Origin of the sequence: Vibrio algivorus, assembly GCF_030161215.1 — a bacterium.
Classification (GTDB): Bacteria; Pseudomonadota; Gammaproteobacteria; order Enterobacterales; family Vibrionaceae; genus Vibrio; species Vibrio algivorus.
On the sequence record NZ_BSPV01000001.1, the window covers coordinates 113071 to 133222 of the forward strand.

At 42.5% G+C, this 20152-nt stretch carries 18 protein-coding genes; 10 read left to right on the top strand and 8 right to left on the bottom strand.

Annotated features, from left to right (window positions below; all coding sequences use genetic code 11):
* Window positions 1-8 precede the first annotated feature (8 nt).
* Genes QQJ93_RS00470 through cysQ form a run of 3 tightly spaced genes read left to right on the top strand, consistent with a single transcriptional unit; the run spans window position 9 to window position 2167 of the window.
* Window positions 9-758, top strand: coding sequence for a type II secretion system protein N (locus tag QQJ93_RS00470; protein ID WP_089124766.1), 750 nt, complete (start codon window positions 9-11; stop codon window positions 756-758).
* A gap of 12 nt (window positions 759-770) precedes the next feature.
* Complete coding sequence (gene nudE / locus QQJ93_RS00475) at window positions 771-1337, top strand: ADP compounds hydrolase NudE (protein WP_089124675.1); 567 nt, start codon at window positions 771-773, stop codon at window positions 1335-1337.
* 2 nt (window positions 1338-1339) lie between these two features.
* Window positions 1340-2167 (top strand): 3'(2'),5'-bisphosphate nucleotidase CysQ, encoded by an 828-nt coding sequence (gene cysQ / locus QQJ93_RS00480; protein WP_089124674.1) that lies wholly within the window; start codon window positions 1340-1342, stop codon window positions 2165-2167.
* Between the two features lie 138 nt (window positions 2168-2305).
* Here the strand turns inward: cysQ and nfuA are convergent, their stop codons facing one another.
* Window positions 2306-2893: a Fe-S biogenesis protein NfuA gene (nfuA, locus tag QQJ93_RS00485; RefSeq protein ID WP_089124673.1), complete on the bottom strand. Its 588-nt coding sequence runs from the start codon at window positions 2891-2893 to the stop codon at window positions 2306-2308.
* Between the two features lie 115 nt (window positions 2894-3008).
* The gene (locus QQJ93_RS00490) at window positions 3009-3728 is read right to left on the bottom strand and encodes a ComF family protein (protein WP_089124765.1); all 720 of its coding nucleotides are present in this window, start codon (window positions 3726-3728) and stop codon (window positions 3009-3011) included.
* A 100-nt stretch (window positions 3729-3828) separates the two neighbouring features.
* Here QQJ93_RS00490 and bioH point away from each other — a divergent pair, with 100 nt between their 5' ends.
* Entirely contained in the window at window positions 3829-4614 is a 786-nt protein-coding gene (gene bioH, locus QQJ93_RS00495; RefSeq protein ID WP_089124672.1) for a pimeloyl-ACP methyl ester esterase BioH, read from the top strand.
* A 270-nt stretch (window positions 4615-4884) separates the two neighbouring features.
* Here bioH and QQJ93_RS00500 read toward each other — a convergent pair whose 3' ends face one another.
* Together QQJ93_RS00500 and glpD are read right to left on the bottom strand one after the other, a co-directional pair.
* Complete coding sequence (locus QQJ93_RS00500; RefSeq protein ID WP_089124671.1) at window positions 4885-5652, bottom strand: DeoR/GlpR family transcriptional regulator; 768 nt, start codon at window positions 5650-5652, stop codon at window positions 4885-4887.
* Window positions 5653-5768: 116 nt separating this feature from the next.
* The gene (gene glpD / locus QQJ93_RS00505) at window positions 5769-7346 is read right to left on the bottom strand and encodes a glycerol-3-phosphate dehydrogenase (RefSeq protein WP_089124670.1); all 1578 of its coding nucleotides are present in this window, start codon (window positions 7344-7346) and stop codon (window positions 5769-5771) included.
* Window positions 7347-7739: 393 nt separating this feature from the next.
* Between glpD and QQJ93_RS00510 the strand changes: the two genes are divergently transcribed.
* Together QQJ93_RS00510 and glpK are read left to right on the top strand one after the other, a co-directional pair.
* Window positions 7740-8588 carry an MIP/aquaporin family protein gene (locus tag QQJ93_RS00510; protein ID WP_089124669.1) on the top strand — a complete coding sequence of 283 codons (849 nt, stop codon included), beginning with the start codon at window positions 7740-7742 and terminating at the stop codon, window positions 8586-8588.
* A 37-nt stretch (window positions 8589-8625) separates the two neighbouring features.
* Window positions 8626-10125: a glycerol kinase GlpK gene (gene glpK, locus QQJ93_RS00515; protein ID WP_162497277.1), complete on the top strand. Its 1500-nt coding sequence runs from the start codon at window positions 8626-8628 to the stop codon at window positions 10123-10125.
* A 263-nt stretch (window positions 10126-10388) separates the two neighbouring features.
* Here the strand turns inward: glpK and QQJ93_RS00520 are convergent, their stop codons facing one another.
* Both QQJ93_RS00520 and QQJ93_RS00525 read right to left on the bottom strand, forming a co-directional pair.
* Window positions 10389-11327: a DUF4382 domain-containing protein gene (locus QQJ93_RS00520; RefSeq protein WP_089124667.1), complete on the bottom strand. Its 939-nt coding sequence runs from the start codon at window positions 11325-11327 to the stop codon at window positions 10389-10391.
* A 400-nt stretch (window positions 11328-11727) separates the two neighbouring features.
* Window positions 11728-14049: a Tex family protein gene (locus QQJ93_RS00525; RefSeq protein WP_089124666.1), complete on the bottom strand. Its 2322-nt coding sequence runs from the start codon at window positions 14047-14049 to the stop codon at window positions 11728-11730.
* 158 nt (window positions 14050-14207) lie between these two features.
* On the opposite strand from QQJ93_RS00525, the gene greB reads away from it, so the two are divergent.
* Window positions 14208-14687: a transcription elongation factor GreB gene (gene greB, locus QQJ93_RS00530; RefSeq protein WP_089124665.1), complete on the top strand. Its 480-nt coding sequence runs from the start codon at window positions 14208-14210 to the stop codon at window positions 14685-14687.
* Window positions 14688-14724: 37 nt separating this feature from the next.
* On the opposite strand, the gene QQJ93_RS00535 is transcribed toward greB, so the two are convergent.
* Window positions 14725-14871, bottom strand: coding sequence for a hypothetical protein (locus QQJ93_RS00535; protein ID WP_284186009.1), 147 nt, complete (start codon window positions 14869-14871; stop codon window positions 14725-14727).
* Window positions 14872-15188: 317 nt separating this feature from the next.
* Here QQJ93_RS00535 and ompR point away from each other — a divergent pair, with 317 nt between their 5' ends.
* Together ompR and envZ are read left to right on the top strand one after the other, a co-directional pair.
* Window positions 15189-15911: an osmolarity response regulator transcription factor OmpR gene (ompR, locus tag QQJ93_RS00540; RefSeq protein WP_089124664.1), complete on the top strand. Its 723-nt coding sequence runs from the start codon at window positions 15189-15191 to the stop codon at window positions 15909-15911.
* Window positions 15912-16182: 271 nt separating this feature from the next.
* Window positions 16183-17511, top strand: a complete 1329-nt coding sequence (envZ, locus tag QQJ93_RS00545) for a two-component system sensor histidine kinase EnvZ (RefSeq protein WP_089124663.1) — start codon at window positions 16183-16185, stop codon at window positions 17509-17511.
* Between the two features lie 377 nt (window positions 17512-17888).
* Here envZ and QQJ93_RS00550 read toward each other — a convergent pair whose 3' ends face one another.
* Entirely contained in the window at window positions 17889-19250 is a 1362-nt protein-coding gene (locus QQJ93_RS00550; RefSeq protein ID WP_089124662.1) for a uracil-xanthine permease family protein, read from the bottom strand.
* Window positions 19251-19854: 604 nt separating this feature from the next.
* Here QQJ93_RS00550 and QQJ93_RS00555 point away from each other — a divergent pair.
* Window positions 19855-20136: a hypothetical protein gene (locus QQJ93_RS00555; protein ID WP_145981759.1), complete on the top strand. Its 282-nt coding sequence runs from the start codon at window positions 19855-19857 to the stop codon at window positions 20134-20136.
* Window positions 20137-20152: the final 16 nt, after the last annotated feature.

Below are 20152 nucleotides of genomic sequence, written 5' to 3' on the forward strand. Positions count from 1 at the left end.
TGAAAAGTATGAAATGGTACCTACTGGTTTTTGTATTGATGCTGATTACAAGTTTAGTGGTACATATTCCTGCGTCTTGGGTTTACGCTCAATTGCCAGCTCAACGTGGCGTAGAAGTGACTGGAATTAGTGGTACGATTTGGCAGGGACAAGTTCAACAACTTAAAATAAACCGTCAATCATACGGTAGCCTTTCTTGGGATTTTCAAGCCAGTAAATTATTGGCCGCTAAGTTGGAATACCAAATTCGCTTTGGCCGAGGTAGTAGCATTAAACTGGATGGAAAAGGTTTTGTTGGGGTTGGTTTTTCTGGTGTGTATGCTAATAATGTTCTAGCGTCATTACCGATACAGCAAGTACTGGCTTATATACCAACTCAAGTACCGGTAGAGCTAAAAGGCCGTTTAGAGTTATCACTTGCCTCACTAAAGTATGCACAACCATGGTGTGAAGAAGCGACCGGTAGTCTTGCTTGGACTGGTAGTGACATTATCTCACCGATTGGTCAATTAACGCCCGGCCCAGTGATTGCAGACATTACTTGCCAGGCACAAAACATTGAAGTGCTGGGTAAGCAAAATAATCCGCAAGTGATGAGTGAGTTTAAAGCGAGTTTAAATGAGCAAGCTCGTTATGAATCTTTGGCATGGTTTAAGCCGGGTGCTGAATTCCCATCATCAATGACAGAGCAACTAAAATGGTTAGGTGAGCCGAATGCACAAGGCCGTTATCAATTTAGTTTTGCCGGAAAATTATAATGGAGAGATGAAGTGACAAAGCATAAAAAGCCAGAGATCTTATCAAGTTCAGTGGTGGCACAATCACGTTTATTTGCCATTGAATCCTTAGAGCTTCGTTTCTCAAATGGTGAAGAGCGTACTTACGAACGTATGAAGCCAAGTAACCGAGGTGGTGTCATGACAGTACCGGTTACAGAGCAAGGTGATTTATTGTTGATTCGTGAATATGCCGCTGGAACCGATCGTTATGAGTTAGGCTTTCCTAAAGGGTTAATTGATCCGGGGGAAACGCCAGAGCAAGCAGCGAATCGTGAATTAAAAGAAGAAATCGGCATGGGGGCAGAAAAATTCGTACCACTTAAACAGGTCGTTTTAGCGCCATCCTATTTTTCTAGTCAAATGACGCTATTTCTCGCCACAGGTTTATACCCAGAACGCTTACAAGGTGATGAACCTGAAGAATTAGAAGTGATCCGTTGGCCATTGAAACAAGCTGAAGAGTTACTGACTCATATGGATTTTTGCGAAGCTCGCAGCATCACGGCTTTAATGCTGGCACTACGAATACTCTCAAGTGATAAAAATAAGGAAGGCTAATCATGGCTGCAACGCAAAGCGATCTCTCTCATCTTATTCCTCAAGTGATCAGCATTGCCCGCGAAGCCGGTCAGCGAATTTTAGAAATTTATCAAAATAAAGAATATCAGGAATTCACCAAAGCCGATGATACGCCCGTCACGACCGCCGATTTAGCTGCCCATAAAATCATTATGCAACAATTGGCTGAATTGACGCCAAACATCCCGATTCTATCAGAAGAAGATGCCGATATTAGCCTCAAAAAACGTTCACAATGGCAGAGATATTGGTTAGTTGACCCACTTGATGGTACTCAAGAGTTTATCGCCCGTAGTGGTGATTTCGCAACGGTCATTGCGCTAATTGAAAATAATCATCCAGTGATGGGCGTGGTCTACGCACCCGTTTCAGGCGTGACCTATTTTGCTTATCAAGGTAAAGGGGCTTGGAAGATCCCTGAAATGGATGACAGCTTACGTATCCACACCTTAAAGCACGAACAACCTGAACAACCGATTGCCATTGCGATCAGTCGTCGCCAAAATATCAACCGTATTACGGAAAAGCTTTCTCCAGCGCGTAATTATGAATTAGTACCACTAGGCTCGGCCGCTTTAAAAGCCTGTTTAGTTGCAGAAGGTGCGGTGGATTGCTATATCCGCTTAGGACCAACTGGAGAATGGGATACCGCAGCAACCCAATGTATCGTAGAAGAAGCTGGTGGCCGAATTCTCACTACTCGCTTAGAGCCGTTGTCGTATAACGAACGTGATACGTTAGAAAATCCGAACTTTATTGTGTTGGGTGATGAGAGTATTGGTTGGGATGAGATATTGAAGCAAGGATAAAAAAGAAGAAAAAACGTGACTCGTTTGTCGGGCACTTCGTTGCTCGTCTCTCGGAAAAGATAGAAGCTTAGTTGCGAGATCCGAGAGCGCTTCGCTTCGAGTTACGAGAAGCGCAGCGCCCTAGAAACGATATTCGTCTTACATATACGAGTGTTCACCTGATTGGTGTTCTGTTGAATCACGTACAGCCGTTAATTCACCTGCGAACTGTTCAACTAATTGCTTTTCAATGCCTTCTTTTAGCGTGACATCCACCATTGAACAACCGTTACAACCGCCGCCAAACTGAACCAGTGCAACACCATCATCAGAAATACTGATTAGGCTAACATGGCCGCCGTGGCTTGCTAGTTGTGGGTTAACTTGGGTTTGAATCGCATATTCAACACGAGCCATTAGTGGGGCATCGTCATCCAGTTTACGCATTTTCGCATTTGGCGCTTTTAGCGTTAACTGTGAGCCCATTTTATCGGTTACAAAGTCGATCTCTGCTTCTTCTAAAAATGGTAGGCTCAGTTCATCAACGTAAGCGTTGAAGCCTTTGAATTCAAAGATGGTATCTGATGATTCAACCGACTCAGGTGGACAGTAAGATACGCCACACTCTGCGTTAGGTGTACCAGGGTTTACCACAAAAACTCGAATATGAGTTTCATTAGATTGTTGTTCCAGTAGTTTTGCAAAATGCTCTTGAGCACTTTCTGTAATAGTAATTGTATCTGACACGGCTAATACCTGACTATTTTAGTGGGCTTTTCGGCTATTTTACTCCTCTTACCGCATGGATCAAACCAATTTACTGATAATTTCTACAAACTTGATCTAGCTAGAGAAAGCTTAATTAATTCGGTGTGGGTGTTCGAGATAAGCAATACACATCAATCCGTTTCACGCCTGCTTTTTTGAGTAATAGGCATAACGGCTCTAAAGTACTTCCTGTCGTGACGACATCATCAACCAATGCTACATGTTGAGTTAAGGGCGCTTCACGTAGTAAAAAGGCACGTTTAGTATTACGCCGACGCTCAATTTTACTTAATCCTTTTTGTTGTGGGGTTGCCTTAATTCGCCGAAAAACACCATGGTTTACTTGGCAATTAAATTCTCTTTTTCGCCAATGCCTTGCAAGTTGTTGAGCAATTTCAAAGCTTTGATTAAAGCCGCGTGACCACTGTCTACGCCAATGTAGCGGGACTGGAATGAGTTCATGGCAAGGTTCTGTAATCACGGGATCAAGTAACAAGGCAAGATCGTTAGCTAACCAAAACTGGCGACGATATTTTAACTTTTGAATGTAACCTTTTAGTGGCGCTTGATAATCGTTAATGCAGTATAAGCGATCCCATTTGGGAGGTTGCGCCAAGCATTGACCGCATTGTTCTACTCGAGTAACGGTTTTCAGGCCACAACGTTGACAGCGAGGAGTGGTATCGATAAAACGTTCAACACAATGTTGGCACCATAAACTATGTAATGGATGCGCATCTTGTGGTTTGATGGTTAAGCGACATAAATGACATTGGCGAGGTAATCCTCGTTTTATGCGTTCGAGTAATTTCATTGGCGTCTTTTTATTTAAGTTAAAAATGAAAAAGTGAATCAATGATGTCATCATCAACCAGAACACTATCGACTAGGTATGAAATTAGTAGGAAAAGGCAATGACACGACTGCATTGGCAATCGCAAGGTGAAGGGCAAGATATCGTTCTTATCCACGGGTGGGGAATGAATGGCGCGGTATGGCAACAAACAATAGATGTGTTATCGGTACAATTTCGCGTCCATAGTGTTGATTTACCCGGTTATGGATTAAGCCATGAAGCAAGCGCAGATGATCTTGATGATATTTGCCATCAAGTGTTAGCCCAAGCACCGAAAACAGCGGTCTATCTTGGTTGGTCTCTTGGTGGGTTGGTGGCAACCAATATTGCATTAAAGCATCCTGAGCGAGTCGATAAGCTGATCACGTTAGCCAGTTCACCAAAGTTTGCCTCCGAAAAAGGTTGGCGAGGCATTATGCCTAAAGTACTAACTGACTTTACCGAACAACTGACCAATAATTTTAAGCTAACCATCGAAGGCTTTATGACCTTGCAAGCTTTAGGTAGTCCATCGGCAAGGCAAGACGTCAAAGCAATTAAAAAGCAGGTCTTTTCACGTCCGATGCCCAACCCTGAAGCGTTAGCCATTGGGTTAGATATTTTGGCGAGTGTCGATTTACGTCCCGCACTATCGGATATTCAAGCTCCAATGTTGCGTTTGTATGGCCGTTTAGATGGATTAGTACCAAAGAAAGTAGCGGATTTAGTGGGTGAATACGCACCGAATAGTCAGAACTATATTTTTCAATCGTCGTCTCATGCGCCTTTTATGACTGAGAATGAGTTATTTTGTGAGAAGGTGACGGAGTTTGTGGTTGGTTCAACAAGCACAAGTTTTGAGTGATGGAAAAGAAGGTTTCTAGTCTCTGGTTCTTAGTTTCTAGCAGAAGCAAGACAGAATAAAACATTGTCATCCTGAAAAGCGACGTAGGAGCGCCGTTCAGGATGACGCTCTTTGGGCTGAGTATCTGCTTTGATTTTTCTCGCAACTCGGAGCGAAGCGTTCACGTAACACGCAACAAAAAAGTCGTGCGTATCTATCTAGTTTTGCGTTGTATCTAAAGCCTCAACGATCGAGAGATCGCTCTTTCTAGAAACCAACAACCTTAAACTCTTATGCCTTTATTACTTCAATCTTAATATCTAAATCTTTAATCAAAGCCGTGATTTCTTGCGGTGGATTTTGGTTGGTGACAATCAAATCGACATCTTCAATTTTCCCCAAATTAACCATCGCATTACGGCCAAATTTAGAATGATCAATGGGTAGGAATACCGCGCGACTGTTTTCGATAATCGCACGTTTTACTCGCACCTCGTGGTAGTCAAAATCGAGTAGTGAGCCATCAAAGTCGACGCCACTGATACCTAAGATACCGAAATCTAAACGAAATTGAGAAATAAAATCAAGTGTCGCTTCACCGGTTACGCCACCATCTTTATTGCGTACTTCACCGCCAGCTAAAATAACTTTGAAATCCGGTTTACTCATCAAAATAATCGCAGCGTTAATATTATTCGTTACGATCCGTAGTTGCTGGTGGCTTTCAAGTAAAGCTTTAGCGACGGATTCTGGCGTAGTACCAATATCAATGAATAGAGTCGAGCCATCAGGAATGTGTTTGACCAGTGCGCGAGCGATATTATTTTTTTCATTTTGATTCATTACTTTTCGATCACTATAAGGCGAATTCTCCGCACTATTCGTCATTGTTGCGCCACCATGATTACGGCGAATTTTGTTGGCATCAGCTAATTCATTTAGATCGCGGCGAATAGTCTGAGGGCTCACATCAAACATTTCTACTAAATCATCGGTACTGACATAGCCTTGAGCTTTGACTAGTTCGATGATTTTTTTATGCCTTTCACTCGCTTTCACGCTGTTTTCCTTCTAACCCTAGCCACTAAAATATGAAAAACTAGTTTACGTGATTCGCTCTATGAAAGGCAATTTATCCGATTGTATACACTCAAGTAATGTTCAAAATGTTATAATTATCCCATCTTCTGTGCGCAATCGAGCATTTTATCATGTGTTTCGTGAGATAAATTCGATTGAGTTGCTCGCTCAATGTAATCATTGATTAATGCTTGCTCAACTTGAGATAACACGACACCTAACTTAGTTCGACGCCATAAAATATCCTCGGCGGTATAGGCATATTCATGTTCAAACAAATAATCAATTTCACATTGATAAACCCCTTGACCAAAGTGTTGTCCCATCTCGGATTCAGACGTAATACCTTTAAGCATTTCTTGGGCTTGTACACCATATTGATGGCAATAACGACGTAAGGTTTTGTCATTCATCCAAGGGCATTGCTGACGCAGTTTCATTGCCAATAAGTTCTCATCGTAGCCGACTCCGCCAGGTAATACTGATTCTGCCGTCCAGCTGTCGCTCATTTGAGGGAAGAAAGGTGACAGTTGTGTCATTGCTGATTCTGCGAGTTTACGATAAGTGGTTAACTTGCCGCCAAAAATAGACAGTAATGGTGCTTCTTCCCCTTCTTGTTCAAGAGATAATGTGTAGTCACGTGTGATGGCTTGTGGTGAATCTGATTCATCATCGCATAATGGACGTACACCACTGTAAGTTGAAACCACATCTTCTGGCGATATTTGATGAATAAAGTGTTTATTCACTACGTCGATTAAGTAGTTAATTTCTTGCTCATCAATCGCTACTTGGCGAGGATCGCCTTTATATTCGACATCAGTGGTGCCAATCAATGAGTAGTCTTCAAGATAAGGGATCACAAACACAATGCGTTGATCATCGTTTTGTAAGATGTAAGCTTGTTCTTCACTGTGGATCTTCGGCACAATGATATGGGAGCCTTTGATCAAGCGAATTCCATAAGGCGATTGAGCGTCCATATTTTCGGTAATGAAGCTACGAACCCAAGGGCCAGTTGCATTCACCAATGCGTGAGATTGGCGCGTAAAGCGAGTATTAGTTCGTTTATCTAATAAGGTGACATGCCATAAATCTCCGACGCGCTCGGCTTTTTCTACATGGCAATAGTTCTTGATTTCTGCACCATATTGCTCCGCTTGTTGAATGTTGAGGAGTACTAAACGCGCATCATCGACCCAGCAATCTGAGTATTCAAATCCTTTGACCATTTCTTCTTTTAAAACATTGGTCGAGCGAAAATCTACGCCATGACTACCTTTAAGCGTTTCATTTTTAGTAAATAAGCCACGTTTGCCTAAATTATCGTAAAGGAATAAGCCTGCACGGATCATCCATGCAGGGCGTAAGAATGGGCGATGAGGCAAGCGGAAACGCATAGGTTTAGCGATATGTGGGGCTTTTTTCAGTAATACTTCACGTTCAGCGAGCGATTCTGATACCAAACGAAATTCATAATGCTCTAGGTAGCGTAAGCCGCCATGAATTAATTTCGAACTGGCAGACGAAGTGGCAGAAGCAAAGTCACTTGATTCATAAAGACCGACTTTTAAGTTTCTACCTGCAGCATCGACAGCGATTCCTGCGCCATTGATCCCACCACCGACAACAATGATGTCTAACACTGTATTTACATTTTCTGGCTTGTTCATCTTAACCTCTGTTCGAATTTAGCGATTAAATGTTCGTTCGAGCATTTTGGTTTAATTTACCGAAAATAAAATTTCTGTCCAGATCTATTTTAATATTTTTTGTACAAATATCTGTCCTTTTTATAGTCAAGTTATTGTTTTTGATTGGTTTATTATTGCTGATATTTTGGTTTTAATTATTTGAAATTCATATGTTGTTGATTTTTATTAGTGATTTTTGAAATCTATTGCCGTTCGTTTTTGTTCGAATAATTAAAAGTATGAGCGTACGCACATTTATGGTGATTGTTTGTTTACATAAATGAAACATATTGTAGGTTTAGCAGCGAATTCTTCCAATAACTAGGGTCAATTGGCTCTAACACTACTAAAAAATAAGAATGGGTCGTCAATATGTCTACAAATAATAGAAAACAATTGCTCGGGGAATGTTTGTCGGAATTTATCGGTACTGGCCTACTGATTTTTTTCGGGGTCGGGTGTGTGGCTGCTTTAGTGTTAACAGGAGCAAGCTTTGGCCAATGGGAAATTAGTATCATTTGGGGCTTAGGGGTCGCGATTGCTATTTACTGCGCTGGAGGCGTGTCGGGGGCACACCTTAACCCAGCGGTTACGATTGCTTTAACCTTATTTCATGGTTTTGAGAAACGAAAAGTATTGCCTTATATCGGCTCTCAACTTTTAGGGGCATTCAGTTCTGCCGCTTTAATCTATGCCTTATATAGCAACTTATTTACTGACTATGAACTTGCTCACAATATGGTGCGCGGCTCACAAGAAAGTTTAGCGTTAGCAGGCATCTTCTCTACTTACCCTAATCCATTGTTAAGCTTTGGTGGTGCGTTTGCCGTCGAATTTGTGATTACGGCAGTCTTAATGTTTGTGATTCTTGCGTTAGGGGATGATCGTAATGGTGCTCCAAATGGTGCAGTTACTCCGTTATTAATCGGTCTATTGATTGCGATAATTGGTGGTTCTCTAGGGCCATTAACGGGTTTTGCTATGAACCCTGCGCGTGACTTTGGGCCGAAATTTTTTGCTTATCTTGCTGGCTGGGGTGATATGGCGTTAACTGGTGGTAAAGATATACCGTACTTTATTGTGCCTATTCTTGCTCCAATCTTCGGTGCTTCATTTGGTGGTTGGTTATATCCAAAAGTGATTGGCTTCTACCTGAATAATGATCCACAAGAGATTAATGATCCCGCTGAACAATCACCTCAAGTACCAACGAATGTTTAATTAGCACAATAATAAACGAATAAAGTAGGAAAATATTATGGAAAAGAAATACATCGTCGCTTTAGATCAAGGCACAACCAGTTCTCGCGCAGTGGTACTCGATCGTGATGCCAATATTGTTTGCAGTGCGCAGCGTGAGTTTACTCAGATCTATCCGCAAGCCGGCTGGGTTGAGCATGATCCATTGGAAATTTGGGCAACGCAAAGTTCAACCTTAGTTGAAGCATTAGCCAAGGGTGGTTTGCATTCAGACGAAATCGCCGGCATTGGTATTACTAACCAACGTGAAACCACCATTGTATGGAATCGTACTACTGGTAAACCTATTTATAATGCGATTGTTTGGCAGTGCCGTCGTACTGCTAGCATTTGTGAAGAGCTTAAAAAAGCAGGGCTGGAAGAGTACATTCTAGAAAATACTGGCCTAGTGGTGGATCCATACTTCTCAGGCACCAAAGTGAAATGGATTCTGGATAATGTTGAAGGGGCTCGCCAGCAAGCTGAAAAAGGCGAGCTTGCTTTCGGAACAGTAGATTCATGGTTAATTTGGAATATGACACAAGGTCGTACTCACGTCACTGACCCAACGAATGCTAGCCGTACCATGTTATTTAACATCAATACGCTTGAATGGGATGAAAAATTACTGGATGCGCTTGGCATTCCAAAGTCAATGATGCCAAAAGTGAAGTCATCATCAGAAGTGTACGCGCAAACCAACATTGGTGGTAAAGGCGGAACTCGTATTCCAATCGCAGGGATTGCCGGCGATCAACAAGCTGCGTTATTTGGCCAAATGTGTGTTGAAGCAGGGCAAGCAAAAAACACCTACGGTACAGGTTGTTTCTTATTAATGAATACTGGTGAAAAGAAAGTGACTTCACGCAACGGTCTTCTTACTACGCTGGCTTGTGGACCAAAAGGTGAGGTGAGCTACGCACTGGAAGGCGCAGTATTTATGGGGGGGGCATCGATTCAATGGCTACGTGATGAACTGCAATTAATTGGCGATGCCGCTGATACTGAATACTTTGCAACTAAAGTTGAAACCTCGAATGGTGCTTATGTGGTGCCGGCTTTCACTGGCTTAGGTGCTCCGCATTGGGACCCGTATGCCCGTGGCGCAATTGTCGGTTTAACTCGTGGTGTTAACCGTAACCACATTATCCGTGCAACATTGGAAAGTATTGCTTATCAATCACTGGATGTGATTTCAGCAATGCAAGCCGATTCAGGTATCAAGCTGGATTTCTTAAAAGTTGATGGTGGCGCAGTGGCCAATAACTTCCTAATGCAGTTCCAATCGGATGTATTGAATACCGAAGTGCAGCGCCCAGTCGTCACTGAAGTGACCGCTTTAGGCGCAGCCTATCTTGCTGGTCTTGCAGTAGGTTTTTGGGGCAGTATTGATGAGTTGAAACACAAATCAGTGCTCGATCGTTCATTCCAACCATGTGCAGATGATGGCAAGCGTGAACGCCGTCATAATGGTTGGAAGCGTGCTGTTGAATGTGCCAAAGGCTGGATTGAGGAGTAGAGATAACGAGCCCCGGGCGCTGAAAAGCGAAAAGAGATTGTTACGAGTAGCTTGTTTCGTGTTGCGTGATACGAGAAGCGTGGAAAAGCCTTTTCTCGCAACATGGAGCAAAGTGTTCACACACCTTGCTCCAGTTTTTTCGTTTTTTCGAGAAAGGAGCTGCAACGCGCCCGAAGACCGAGTCACGTTCATGCTCTTTCTCACAACCCGAAGCGAAGCGCTCTCTCACCTCACATCAGTTTTTTCGTGCAACGAATGACGTTTTAAAAATCAACGGTAGTCGTTTCGCCTTCAACCAAAGTGGTTTCTTTCACTTGGCCAGTTGGTTGAGGAATTGTTAAACCATCAAACTGGATAGAGTTATCCTCTTCACCGGCACAATATAAAGCCAGGGTGTAGTCACCACTTGGTAGGAAACCAAATTCATAGGTACCTGCATCATCAAGTTTGGTAGTTGCGTAAGGTGCAATGGTGCCTTCTGGTACTGTTGAACTAAATTCTTCGTCACCTTCATCGTACAAATCACCTAGCTTAGCACTATCTAAACCTGAACCTTGATAAAGGTAGACAAAATTATCTTCTGTCGCGAGACAGGTATCTGTGATAGTCGTGATAGCACCATTTAGCGTGGCGGCACTTTCATTATCAATAATAGAAACGCCATGTGGTTTGAGGATGTAACCATTGTTGTTATTGGAGTTGCCTCGTAATACAAGTGACTTACGTAAATCAAACTCAATGGTAAACGCTTGAGTGGCATCTTCAGTAACGGTAAAGCCGCCGAGTTGTAGCTTATTGCTCGGTTGTTTCAGAGGTTGGGTACCGTTGTTATCAACCACGAAGTTAACATTAGACTCTGAGCTGATGTGCAAAATTAAGTTTTTATATTCGCCGACAGGAATCGGTTTTTCTGTGATGATTAATTCAGAATCAGCACCTTGGTAATCGAGTAAGTCTAGCTGTTGGTAATCTACTCCAGGAGATTCCGGCTCGACATCGAGCATAATACGTTCACCATTTTGACGAATTAGCTCTACTTGAGTAAATGCGATGGTGACTGATTGAGCATCATCTACTGGAGCATCGGATATGGCAAAAGATACATTAGCGGTTTTTTGCGTACTGTTATCTGATGAATCTGAACCGCCACAACCACTAAGAATTAAAGCCGACGCTGCTGCCACTGCTGCTAAATATTTCATGATTCCCTCATGTATTTGTTTTTAGAGTGTTTAAGCTTAATTGTAGGTGTTGTGATAAAAATGTTAATAGAGACAGCCTTAATTTGACATTTATTGACAGGGGATTGACGGGGGGAATGAATTTGAAAGAGATAAGAGCAGCTTCTAGTTCCTAGTTCCTGGTTGCTAGGAAAAGAGAAAGAAACTGTAACGTGTAGCGTGGAAAAGCAATAGCAGAAGAGCCGGGATACGGCGGGTACGTTGCGCTCGGGAGCCGAAAAGCGAAAGAGCGGTTTTGTGTTGCGTAATACGAGAAGCGTGGAAAAGCCTTTTCTCGCAACATGGAGCAAAGTGTTCACGCACCTTGCTCCAGTTTTTGCTTTTCCTAGCAACTCGAAACTAGGAACTCGCTACCTATTATCTACTTCTTCGCTTTAGCAAACGCCGCCGCAAACGCACCACCCATGGCTGCATTTGTTGGTTCAGGTTTGCTCTGACGCTGAGCTTGACGAGGTGCTGAACGACGATCATTGTTCGGCTTAGCACTACGTTGCGAGTTTTGCTCACCCGGTTCATCAGTTAAACGCATGGTAAGAGCGATACGCTTACGCTGAATATCCACTTCCATCACTTTTACTTTGACTATATCACCGGCTTTAACCACTTCACGCGGGTCAGCAACAAAGCGATCCGTTAAGGCTGAGATATGTACTAAGCCATCTTGATGCACGCCAATATCGACAAACGCACCAAAGTTGGCGACATTCGAGACTACCCCTTCCAAAATCATGCCAATTTCGAGATCTTTAACCTCATTAACACCTTCAGCAAAAGTCGCGGTTTTAAATTCAGGGCGAGGATCTCGGCCAGGTTTATCGAGCTCTTTAATGATGTCGGTGACGGTCGGTAGACCAAAAGTTTCATCGGTATAATCAGTCGCACGTAGATTACGTAAGAACTCGCTATCACCTAGTAATGCTTTCGTCGCTTTACCAGTTTGTTCGGCAATTTTTTTGACTACAGGGTAGGCTTCTGGGTGAACCGATGAAGCATCGAGTGGGTTTTTACCATTCATAATACGTAAGAAACCAGCACACTGCTCAAACGCTTTAGGCCCTAAACGTGGCACTTTTTTCAAAGCGGTACGCGATTCAAAACGACCTTGTTCATTACGATAATCAATAATATTTTGCGCAATGGTGGTGGATAAACCGGCCACGCGAGTAAGAAGCGCCGCTGAAGCCATATTCACATCCACACCAACGGCGTTTACACAGTCTTCGACCACCGCATCAAGACGTTTAGCCAGCATGCTTTGACTCACATCGTGCTGATATTGACCAACACCAATGGATTTTGGATCAATCTTCACAAGCTCCGCCAGAGGATCTTGCAAGCGACGAGCAATTGAAACTGCGCCACGCAATGATACATCCATATTCGGGAATTCTTTAGCGGCTAACTCGGAAGCGGAATATACTGAGGCGCCAGCTTCGCTGACCATGATTTTCTGCACTTTCAAGTTATTACGCTTGATAATGTCTGCCACAAAAGTATCGGTTTCACGAGAAGCGGTACCGTTACCAATCGCAATCAAATCGACATTGTGTGCTTTGACTAGCTTTAAAATGGTATTGGCTGAGGCTTCGATTTTATTATGCGGTTGATGTGGGTAAATCGTCTCGGTCGCCAATACTTTACCAGTGGCATCGACCACGGCAATTTTTGAACCTGTACGCAATCCAGGATCTAGACCCAAAGTAGCACGAGGGCCAGCGGGTGCCGCCATCAATAAGTCTTTTAGGTTAGTGGCGAACACTTCAATTGCTTCGATTTCAGAGCGTTCTTTCATTGCGCCCATTAATTCGGTTTCAAGGTGCATTGAAATTTTAATGCGCCACGCCCAACTGATCACTTGTTTGCGCCAATTGTCAGCGGGTGCATTGTTAAAATTAATGCGGTAATGATCGGCAATAATGGTTTCACAATAGGAACCACGCACGCCATCTTCTTGTGCCGGATCGGCATTTAAACTTAATTGTAAAAAGCCTTCATTACGGCCACGCAACATCGCTAATGCACGGTGAGAAGGCACGCGGCTGATCAGTTCATTATGCTCAAAGTAGTCTTTAAACTTTTCACCTTCTTGTTCTTTACCGTTGACTACGCGAGATTGAAGCTCGGCATGTTTTTGTAAGTAAGTACGCACTTTGTCTAAAAGGTCCGCATCTTCTGCCATACGCTCCATAAGAATAGCGCGAGCGCCATCAAGCGCGGTTTTGGTATCGGCAATCGAATCTTTAATGTACTTGGCGGCTTCTAGTTCAGGATCGAGTTGCGGGTTTTGCCATAACGTATCGGCGAGTGGTTCAAGACCAGCTTCAATTGCGATTTGCCCTTTGGTGCGGCGTTTTGGTTTGTATGGCAGGTAAAGATCTTCTAAACGGGTTTTGCTGTCGGTAGCGAGGATTTCTTTTTCAAGTTCTGGCGTGAGTTTATCTTGGTCTTTGATCGATTTGAGAATAGTTTGACGACGATCTTCAAGCTCACGTAGGTAAGATAAGCGGCTATCTAAATTACGCAGTTGGGTATCATCTAGCCCTCCAGTGACTTCTTTACGATAACGCGCGATAAAAGGTACAGTGTTGCCATCGTCGATTAAAGTGACCGTGGCAAGAACTTGTTCAACCCGAACATTTAATTCTTGAGCGATGATCTGACAGATTTGGTTCTGTTGGCTCATGGTTTCTCTCTTTATAATGCTTACTGTTGGTTAGGATTCTGCAAGCTAATCGACTAGGGAGCAAGGGATTATCTTGAGTTAGTGATAAATTAACAATCGGCTTTGCAGTATAATTGACTTCATTAACATTTAATTGCTGTTACTTTCAGGATATTGATGTGAAAACCAAACTGATTACCCGAGAGGGCTATAATAAATTAAAAGCTGAGCATGATCATTTGTGGCATGAAAAACGCCCAGAGATTACCAAGATTGTGACTTGGGCAGCCAGCCTTGGTGACCGAAGTGAAAATGCTGATTACACTTTCAATAAGAGACTATTACGCCAAATTGACCGTCGAGTGCGCTTTTTACGTAAGTTTCTACCAGAGGTAACAATTGTTGATTACTCACCTCAGCAAGAAGGCAAAGTATTTTTTGGCGCCTGGGTTGAAATTGAAAATGAAGCTGGTGATGTGAAGTCATTTCGCATTGTCGGCCCTGAAGAAATTTACGGCGATGCTAAAGATTATATTTCGATTGATTCGCCAATGGCGCGAGCATTGTTGAAAAAAGAAGTAGACGATGAAGTGGTAGTGAAAACTCCCGATGGTGATAAAGAGTGGTGTGTGAATTCTATTCGATATATACCCAAGTGACTTCAAGGTGCAGAATTCAGAGCTATCATCCAAACCTTTAGGCAAGAAAGATTGGCGAAGGAATGTAAGCACCTTTCGAACCAATCTGACGCAGCATAAAGGTTTGGATGAAGCTCCCGAAGGGCAAGTTAAAACAAGCTTTATGCTGCGTTAAATTGAACAGAGATAGAATGACTATGATCATGTTCAATTTGCCTTACCTAAAGCTTGTTTTATTCTTGCTGAAACCTGCATCTTGAAGTCACTTGGGTATATCAGCAAGTAATTTCCAAGTATTGAAATTCATATTTTGAGGTTATTGGGCATAAAGCCATAAAAAAGGTATGTATTTGTTACAAACTGGTACTTAGTTAAAGACAATTAGCTTTATATTTAAGTATTCTGAATAAAGTTTCGATTAGGTGTATGTTCGGCCCGATCTATAGCCAAGTATTCTTGAAGTCACTTGGGTATAGGGTATATTGATGAAAATCACCATAGATAGTGAATAGGAAGAATTCAATGCAACAAGAAAATTATAAAATTCTAGTGGTCGATGACGATGCTCGCCTACGTTCATTGCTTGAGCGTTATTTATCAGAGCAGGGTTTTCAAGTACGTAGTGTGGCTAATGCTGAACAAATGGATCGTTTATTAACTCGTGAAAATTTTCACTTAATGGTGCTCGATTTAATGTTACCTGGCGAAGATGGTTTATCGATTTGCCAGCGTTTACGCAAAGATAATAATCAATTACCGATTGTGATGCTAACCGCGAAAGGCGATGAAATCGATCGTATTGTAGGGCTCGAAGTTGGTGCGGATGATTACTTGCCAAAACCATTTAACCCTCGTGAATTACTGGCACGTTTGCGTGCAGTATTGCGTCGTCAGTCGGTTGAAGCACCGGGTGCACCTAGCTCAGATGAAGAAATCGTTAAATTTGGTGAATTTACTTTAAACCTAGGTACACGTGAAATGTTCCGTGGTGAAGAGCCAATGCCACTCACTTCTGGTGAATTTGCGGTATTGAAGATTTTGGTTACTCACGCTCGCACACCAATGTCTCGCGATAAGTTAATGAATATGGCGCGTGGTCGTGAATACTCTGCGATGGAGCGTTCAATTGATGTGCAAATCTCTCGTCTGCGCCGCATGTTAGAAGAAGATCCAAGCCACCCTCGTTATATTCAAACGGTTTGGGGTTTAGGTTACGTCTTTGTTCCTGATGGGAAGAAGGTTTAATACGGATCGTCGCTCGTTACTCGAAAAAGCGCAGAGCTGTAAAGCAACGCGCTTTTATTTTAATAGTAAATTACACTAATCAGATAATTTGTATTATTGGAATAACTATCGGTAAGGTATTGAGGAAGCTCTCTTTGTTTTGTCTAGTTACGAGAAGCGAAGCGCCCTAAACTCGATATACGTGAACTTATTGACGGTTACTCTAATAACTATCAAACTTCTTTGTAATTATCAGTAACCTTTCTATTTCTTATTTTATCGGTACTTCCCCATGCTTCGCTTTCGCAGTTCTCGTACTCAAACCGTTTTCTTCTTAGTGGTTCTTCTGATCGCTAGCCAAGTTTTGTCCTATATGATCGTGTTTAACTACGCGTTACTACCTAGTCTTAAGCAGTTTAACCGGATTCTTTCACATGAAGTTCGTCTGATGTTAGACGAAGAAGATATGCTGAAACAAACTGGTGAACAAGAACGACCATTTCGTCGTGAACTGTTGGCGGAACTTGGAGTGTCAATTTACCCGGAAGATTCTCCACAGGCCAAAGAATTTCAAGTTGCTTCTGTTATCGATTTTTTAAGCGAAGAAATGGGCGATGAAGTAGGCTCTCCGACGGAAGTCCGTTTAGTTCTGGGTGCTGAAAGTTATGTTCTATGGCTTAAAGTTGATGCTTTACCAGATCACCTGATCCGGATTCCGTTAACCGAATTAACTGAAAAAGATTTTGCACCATTGTTCCGCAATAGCTTGTTAATTGCCTTGTTATTAATTGCAGGAATGTGGTTTTTCATGCGCCTACAAAATAGGCCGCTAGTGGCACTAGAGGAAGCGGCGAAGAAAGTGGGTAAAGGGGAAATTCCTGATCCCGTACCAGAAAAAGGCGCGTCAGAAATTTTAGCGGTAACCAAAGCGTTTAACCAAATGTCAAAAGGTATTCAAGCCCTAGAAGAAGATCGTTCTTTATTGATGTCGGGTATTAGTCATGATTTACGCACCCCGTTAACGCGTATTCGTTTAGCCACTGAAATGATGTCACCACAAGATGACTACCTCGCGGAAAGCATGATTAAAGACACCGAAGAGTGTAATGAAATTATTAGCCAGTTTATGGATTACCTTAAACCTGCACATACCAAAGACCATCAAGCAGTAAACTTAAATCAAATTGTCTCGGAAGTGGTGATTGCAGAGCAAGATAAACATAGTACCGATTTTGAATTAACGGTTACCGAAGGGATTCGTTATGCTTTAGGTGAGGCAGTAGCAATTAAGCGAGTGGTGTCTAACTTAATCGTGAACGCATTACGTTATGGTAATGGTTGGATTAAAGTATCTACCGGGATGACGGCGGATAATAAGTTAGTTTGGGTAACCGTTGAAGATAATGGCCCCGGTATTGATAAAGCCCAACTGGCATCGTTATTTGAACCTTTTACCCGAGGTGATACCGCGCGAGGTAGTAGTGAAGGTGCAGGGTTAGGCCTTGCCATTGTTAAGCGTATTGTCAGTCAGCATCAAGGCTCGATCGTAGTAACCAATCGTACCGAAGGTGGTTTGAAAGTACAGATCAGTATTCCAACCGCTAAGAAGAAAAAGGGGTAGGAGCAGGATACGAGTTCCTAGTACCTAGTTTCGAGGAAAAGCGGTTATGGTGCTAGGTTTTAGTACGTTTCACTTCTCGGGGTTAGGAATAGAAGAAAATGTACTATTAGAGATTGATTTAACAGGAAAAGTTGTCATCCCGGAAACGAGGGACGAGTTATCCGGGATCTATAGCAGGCTTTCACTAGATCCCTGATGTCACCTTGCGGCTCCTCAGGGATGACATTTTTTTGTGTGTTTCGTGTATGTAAAAGCCACAGCGATCGCTGAGCGGCTCTTCCTAGGAACCAGAAACTAGGGACTAGGGACTAGGAGCCTTTAATCTTTTCCGAGTAACGAGCAGCGAAGCGCCCGATAAACGAGATTCGCTCCGCCTTTTAATCTTCTTTACTCGCCGGCAGTATCATACTTAGCACAATCGCTGTGATCCCACCTGCTGCAACACCTGATGAGAAAATACTTTTAATAAACTCTGGCATAAATTGCAGAATTTCAGGCTTTTGTGCAATACCTAATCCCATCGAAAATGACAATGCCATAATTAAAATTGCGCGGCGGTCTAGATCGACTCGAGAAATAATACGAACCCCTGCCGCGGCAATCGTACCGAACATTACGATGGTAGCACCACCAAGTACAGGTTCTGGAATGAGCTGAACAAAGCTTGCGACACTAGGGAATAAACCGAGAATAATCAGCATGCCAGAAATAAAATAACCCACATAACGACTTGCCACCCCTGTTAGCATAATGATGCCGTTGTTTTGGCTGAAGGTTGAGTTCGGGAAGCTATTAAATACGGCGGCAATCGCTGAGTTCAAACCATCTGCCAATACGCCACCTTTAATACGTTTTAGATAAACAGGGCCATCAACAGGCTCTCCTGAAACTTCTGAAGTGGCAGTAATATCCCCAATTGCTTCTAGTGCCGTGATCAGGAAGATCAGTACTAAAGGAATAAATAACGACCAATCAAACCCTAATCCAAATTGCATTGGAATCGGTAAAGCGACTACCTCGGTATGAGCCGTTTGGCTGAGATCAAGCATTCCCATGAAATAAGCCACAATACAACCCACAAACATAGCAATCACAATAGAAGCAACTCGCAAGTATGGGTTTTTTGCTCGGTTTAAAATCACGATTAAACCTAACACTACACCTGCAAGTGCTAGGTTATCTAAACTGCCGAAGGTGTTGTTTTCCATTGCACCATAACCACCACCAATCGATACCAAGCCAATTTGGATCAGCGTTAAGCCAATTAAAGTCACAACGATGCCAGACACGAGTGGAGTAATGATTTTTTGTGCGTACTGTAAAATTCGAGATAAGAAGATTTCCGCACTCGATGCGACCAAAATAGTGCCGAAAATCGCAGCCATCATGGTTTCAATCGAGGCTCCTCCAGCTTTTAAAGATAAACCCGCCCCAATGATTGGCCCGAGAAAGTTAAAACTGGTGCCTTGAATGGAAAGTAAACCAGAACCAATAGGACCAATAGTGCGGATTTGGATAAATGAACAAATACCCGAAGCAAACAGTGACATACTGATAATGGTATTGGTTTGCTCGGCAGGAACGCCTAAAGATTGGCAAATAATAAGGGAAGGAGTAATGACGGCAACAAACATCGCAAGTAGGTGCTGTAGAGCAGCAAAAACAGTTTGAGGTAACGGTGGACGGTCGTTTAATTGGTACACTAACTCGGTTGGACGAGGTGCTTGTGAAGCGCTCATAATTTCCCTTATTATCCAAATATTTGTTGACTGATACGTCAAGAATTTTGCGCATATTATAAAAGGTTGGACAAAGAAAGCAAACGTTTGCGCGTAAGCGATTATCGAGTCTAGGGCGTTTCACTTCTCGTGGCTCGAAAGCCGAAGGGAAAGAGACGGTTGCGGGTGGCGTGTTTCGTGTTGCGTGTAAAAACGGAAGTTAAAAGTGACGCGTCATCCTGAAAAGCGACGTAGGAGCGCAGTTCAGGATCTCCAGTAGCCATTGAGTGAGTACATCGCGGTAGGAGATTCCGTATCCTCTTCGTTAAGTCTCATTTACTTAGCATAACTACAATCGACTTGCCTTACCTAAAACGCTTTTATCTTGAACAAAACTCAATCAAAAAAGATCAGTGCGCTCTATTAAATAATACCTCTGTCTGTTATGAAAAAAGAAAGGGGACTATAAATAGAGGTTAATTTATGTTCATTAATATTAAAGAAGACTTTTTTTTGTGACTCATTTTGCAGAATGGGGCTTTTGTTTTGTGACTTATTTGGCGGAATGATGCTTTTTTCGGGGTTATTCTTGAGGCTAATGGGAATTCATAAGCGGGAGGTGCTTATGTGCAAGACGTTTAAACTTATGACATTTGGATGTGTCATCATGTTTTTTTGTAGTAGTGCGATTGCTTCAGTTTCTCAAAATGTTGTGTTTGTTGGTGTTAGAGCTAACTTGGTACCCGAAAAGGCCAATATAGAGATTAACAACAGTAAAATACAATATACATTAGGCTATAAGAATGTTGTTCATGAAGTGGAAATTTCAGACAACGAAGAAGGGAGTGAATTCTCTTATTTAACTGCTCAATATGAGAACACAAAAATTTTATCGAGTAACATTTGAATTGAATTGTTTCTAA

Excerpts from the sequence above, each read along its gene's own strand:
- QQJ93_RS00550 (WP_089124662.1), bottom strand. The coding sequence starts at position 19,250 with ATGAGCGCTTCACAAGCACCTCGTCCAACCGAGTTAGTGTACCAATTA.
- glpD (WP_089124670.1), bottom strand. The coding sequence starts at position 7,346 with ATGAACAAGCCAGAAAATGTAAATACAGTGTTAGACATCATTGTTGTC.
- cysQ (WP_089124674.1), top strand. The coding sequence starts at position 1,340 with ATGGCTGCAACGCAAAGCGATCTCTCTCATCTTATTCCTCAAGTGATC.
- QQJ93_RS00555 (WP_145981759.1), top strand. The coding sequence starts at position 19,855 with ATGTGCAAGACGTTTAAACTTATGACATTTGGATGTGTCATCATGTTT.
- envZ (WP_089124663.1), top strand. The coding sequence starts at position 16,183 with ATGCTTCGCTTTCGCAGTTCTCGTACTCAAACCGTTTTCTTCTTAGTG.
- QQJ93_RS00525 (WP_089124666.1), bottom strand. The coding sequence starts at position 14,049 with ATGAGCCAACAGAACCAAATCTGTCAGATCATCGCTCAAGAATTAAAT.
- QQJ93_RS00510 (WP_089124669.1), top strand. The coding sequence starts at position 7,740 with ATGTCTACAAATAATAGAAAACAATTGCTCGGGGAATGTTTGTCGGAA.
- bioH (WP_089124672.1), top strand. The coding sequence starts at position 3,829 with ATGACACGACTGCATTGGCAATCGCAAGGTGAAGGGCAAGATATCGTT.
- QQJ93_RS00490 (WP_089124765.1), bottom strand. The coding sequence starts at position 3,728 with ATGAAATTACTCGAACGCATAAAACGAGGATTACCTCGCCAATGTCAT.
- glpK (WP_162497277.1), top strand. The coding sequence starts at position 8,626 with ATGGAAAAGAAATACATCGTCGCTTTAGATCAAGGCACAACCAGTTCT.
- QQJ93_RS00535 (WP_284186009.1), bottom strand. The coding sequence starts at position 14,871 with ATGATCATAGTCATTCTATCTCTGTTCAATTTAACGCAGCATAAAGCT.
- QQJ93_RS00520 (WP_089124667.1), bottom strand. The coding sequence starts at position 11,327 with ATGAAATATTTAGCAGCAGTGGCAGCAGCGTCGGCTTTAATTCTTAGT.
- QQJ93_RS00470 (WP_089124766.1), top strand. The coding sequence starts at position 9 with ATGAAATGGTACCTACTGGTTTTTGTATTGATGCTGATTACAAGTTTA.
- ompR (WP_089124664.1), top strand. The coding sequence starts at position 15,189 with ATGCAACAAGAAAATTATAAAATTCTAGTGGTCGATGACGATGCTCGC.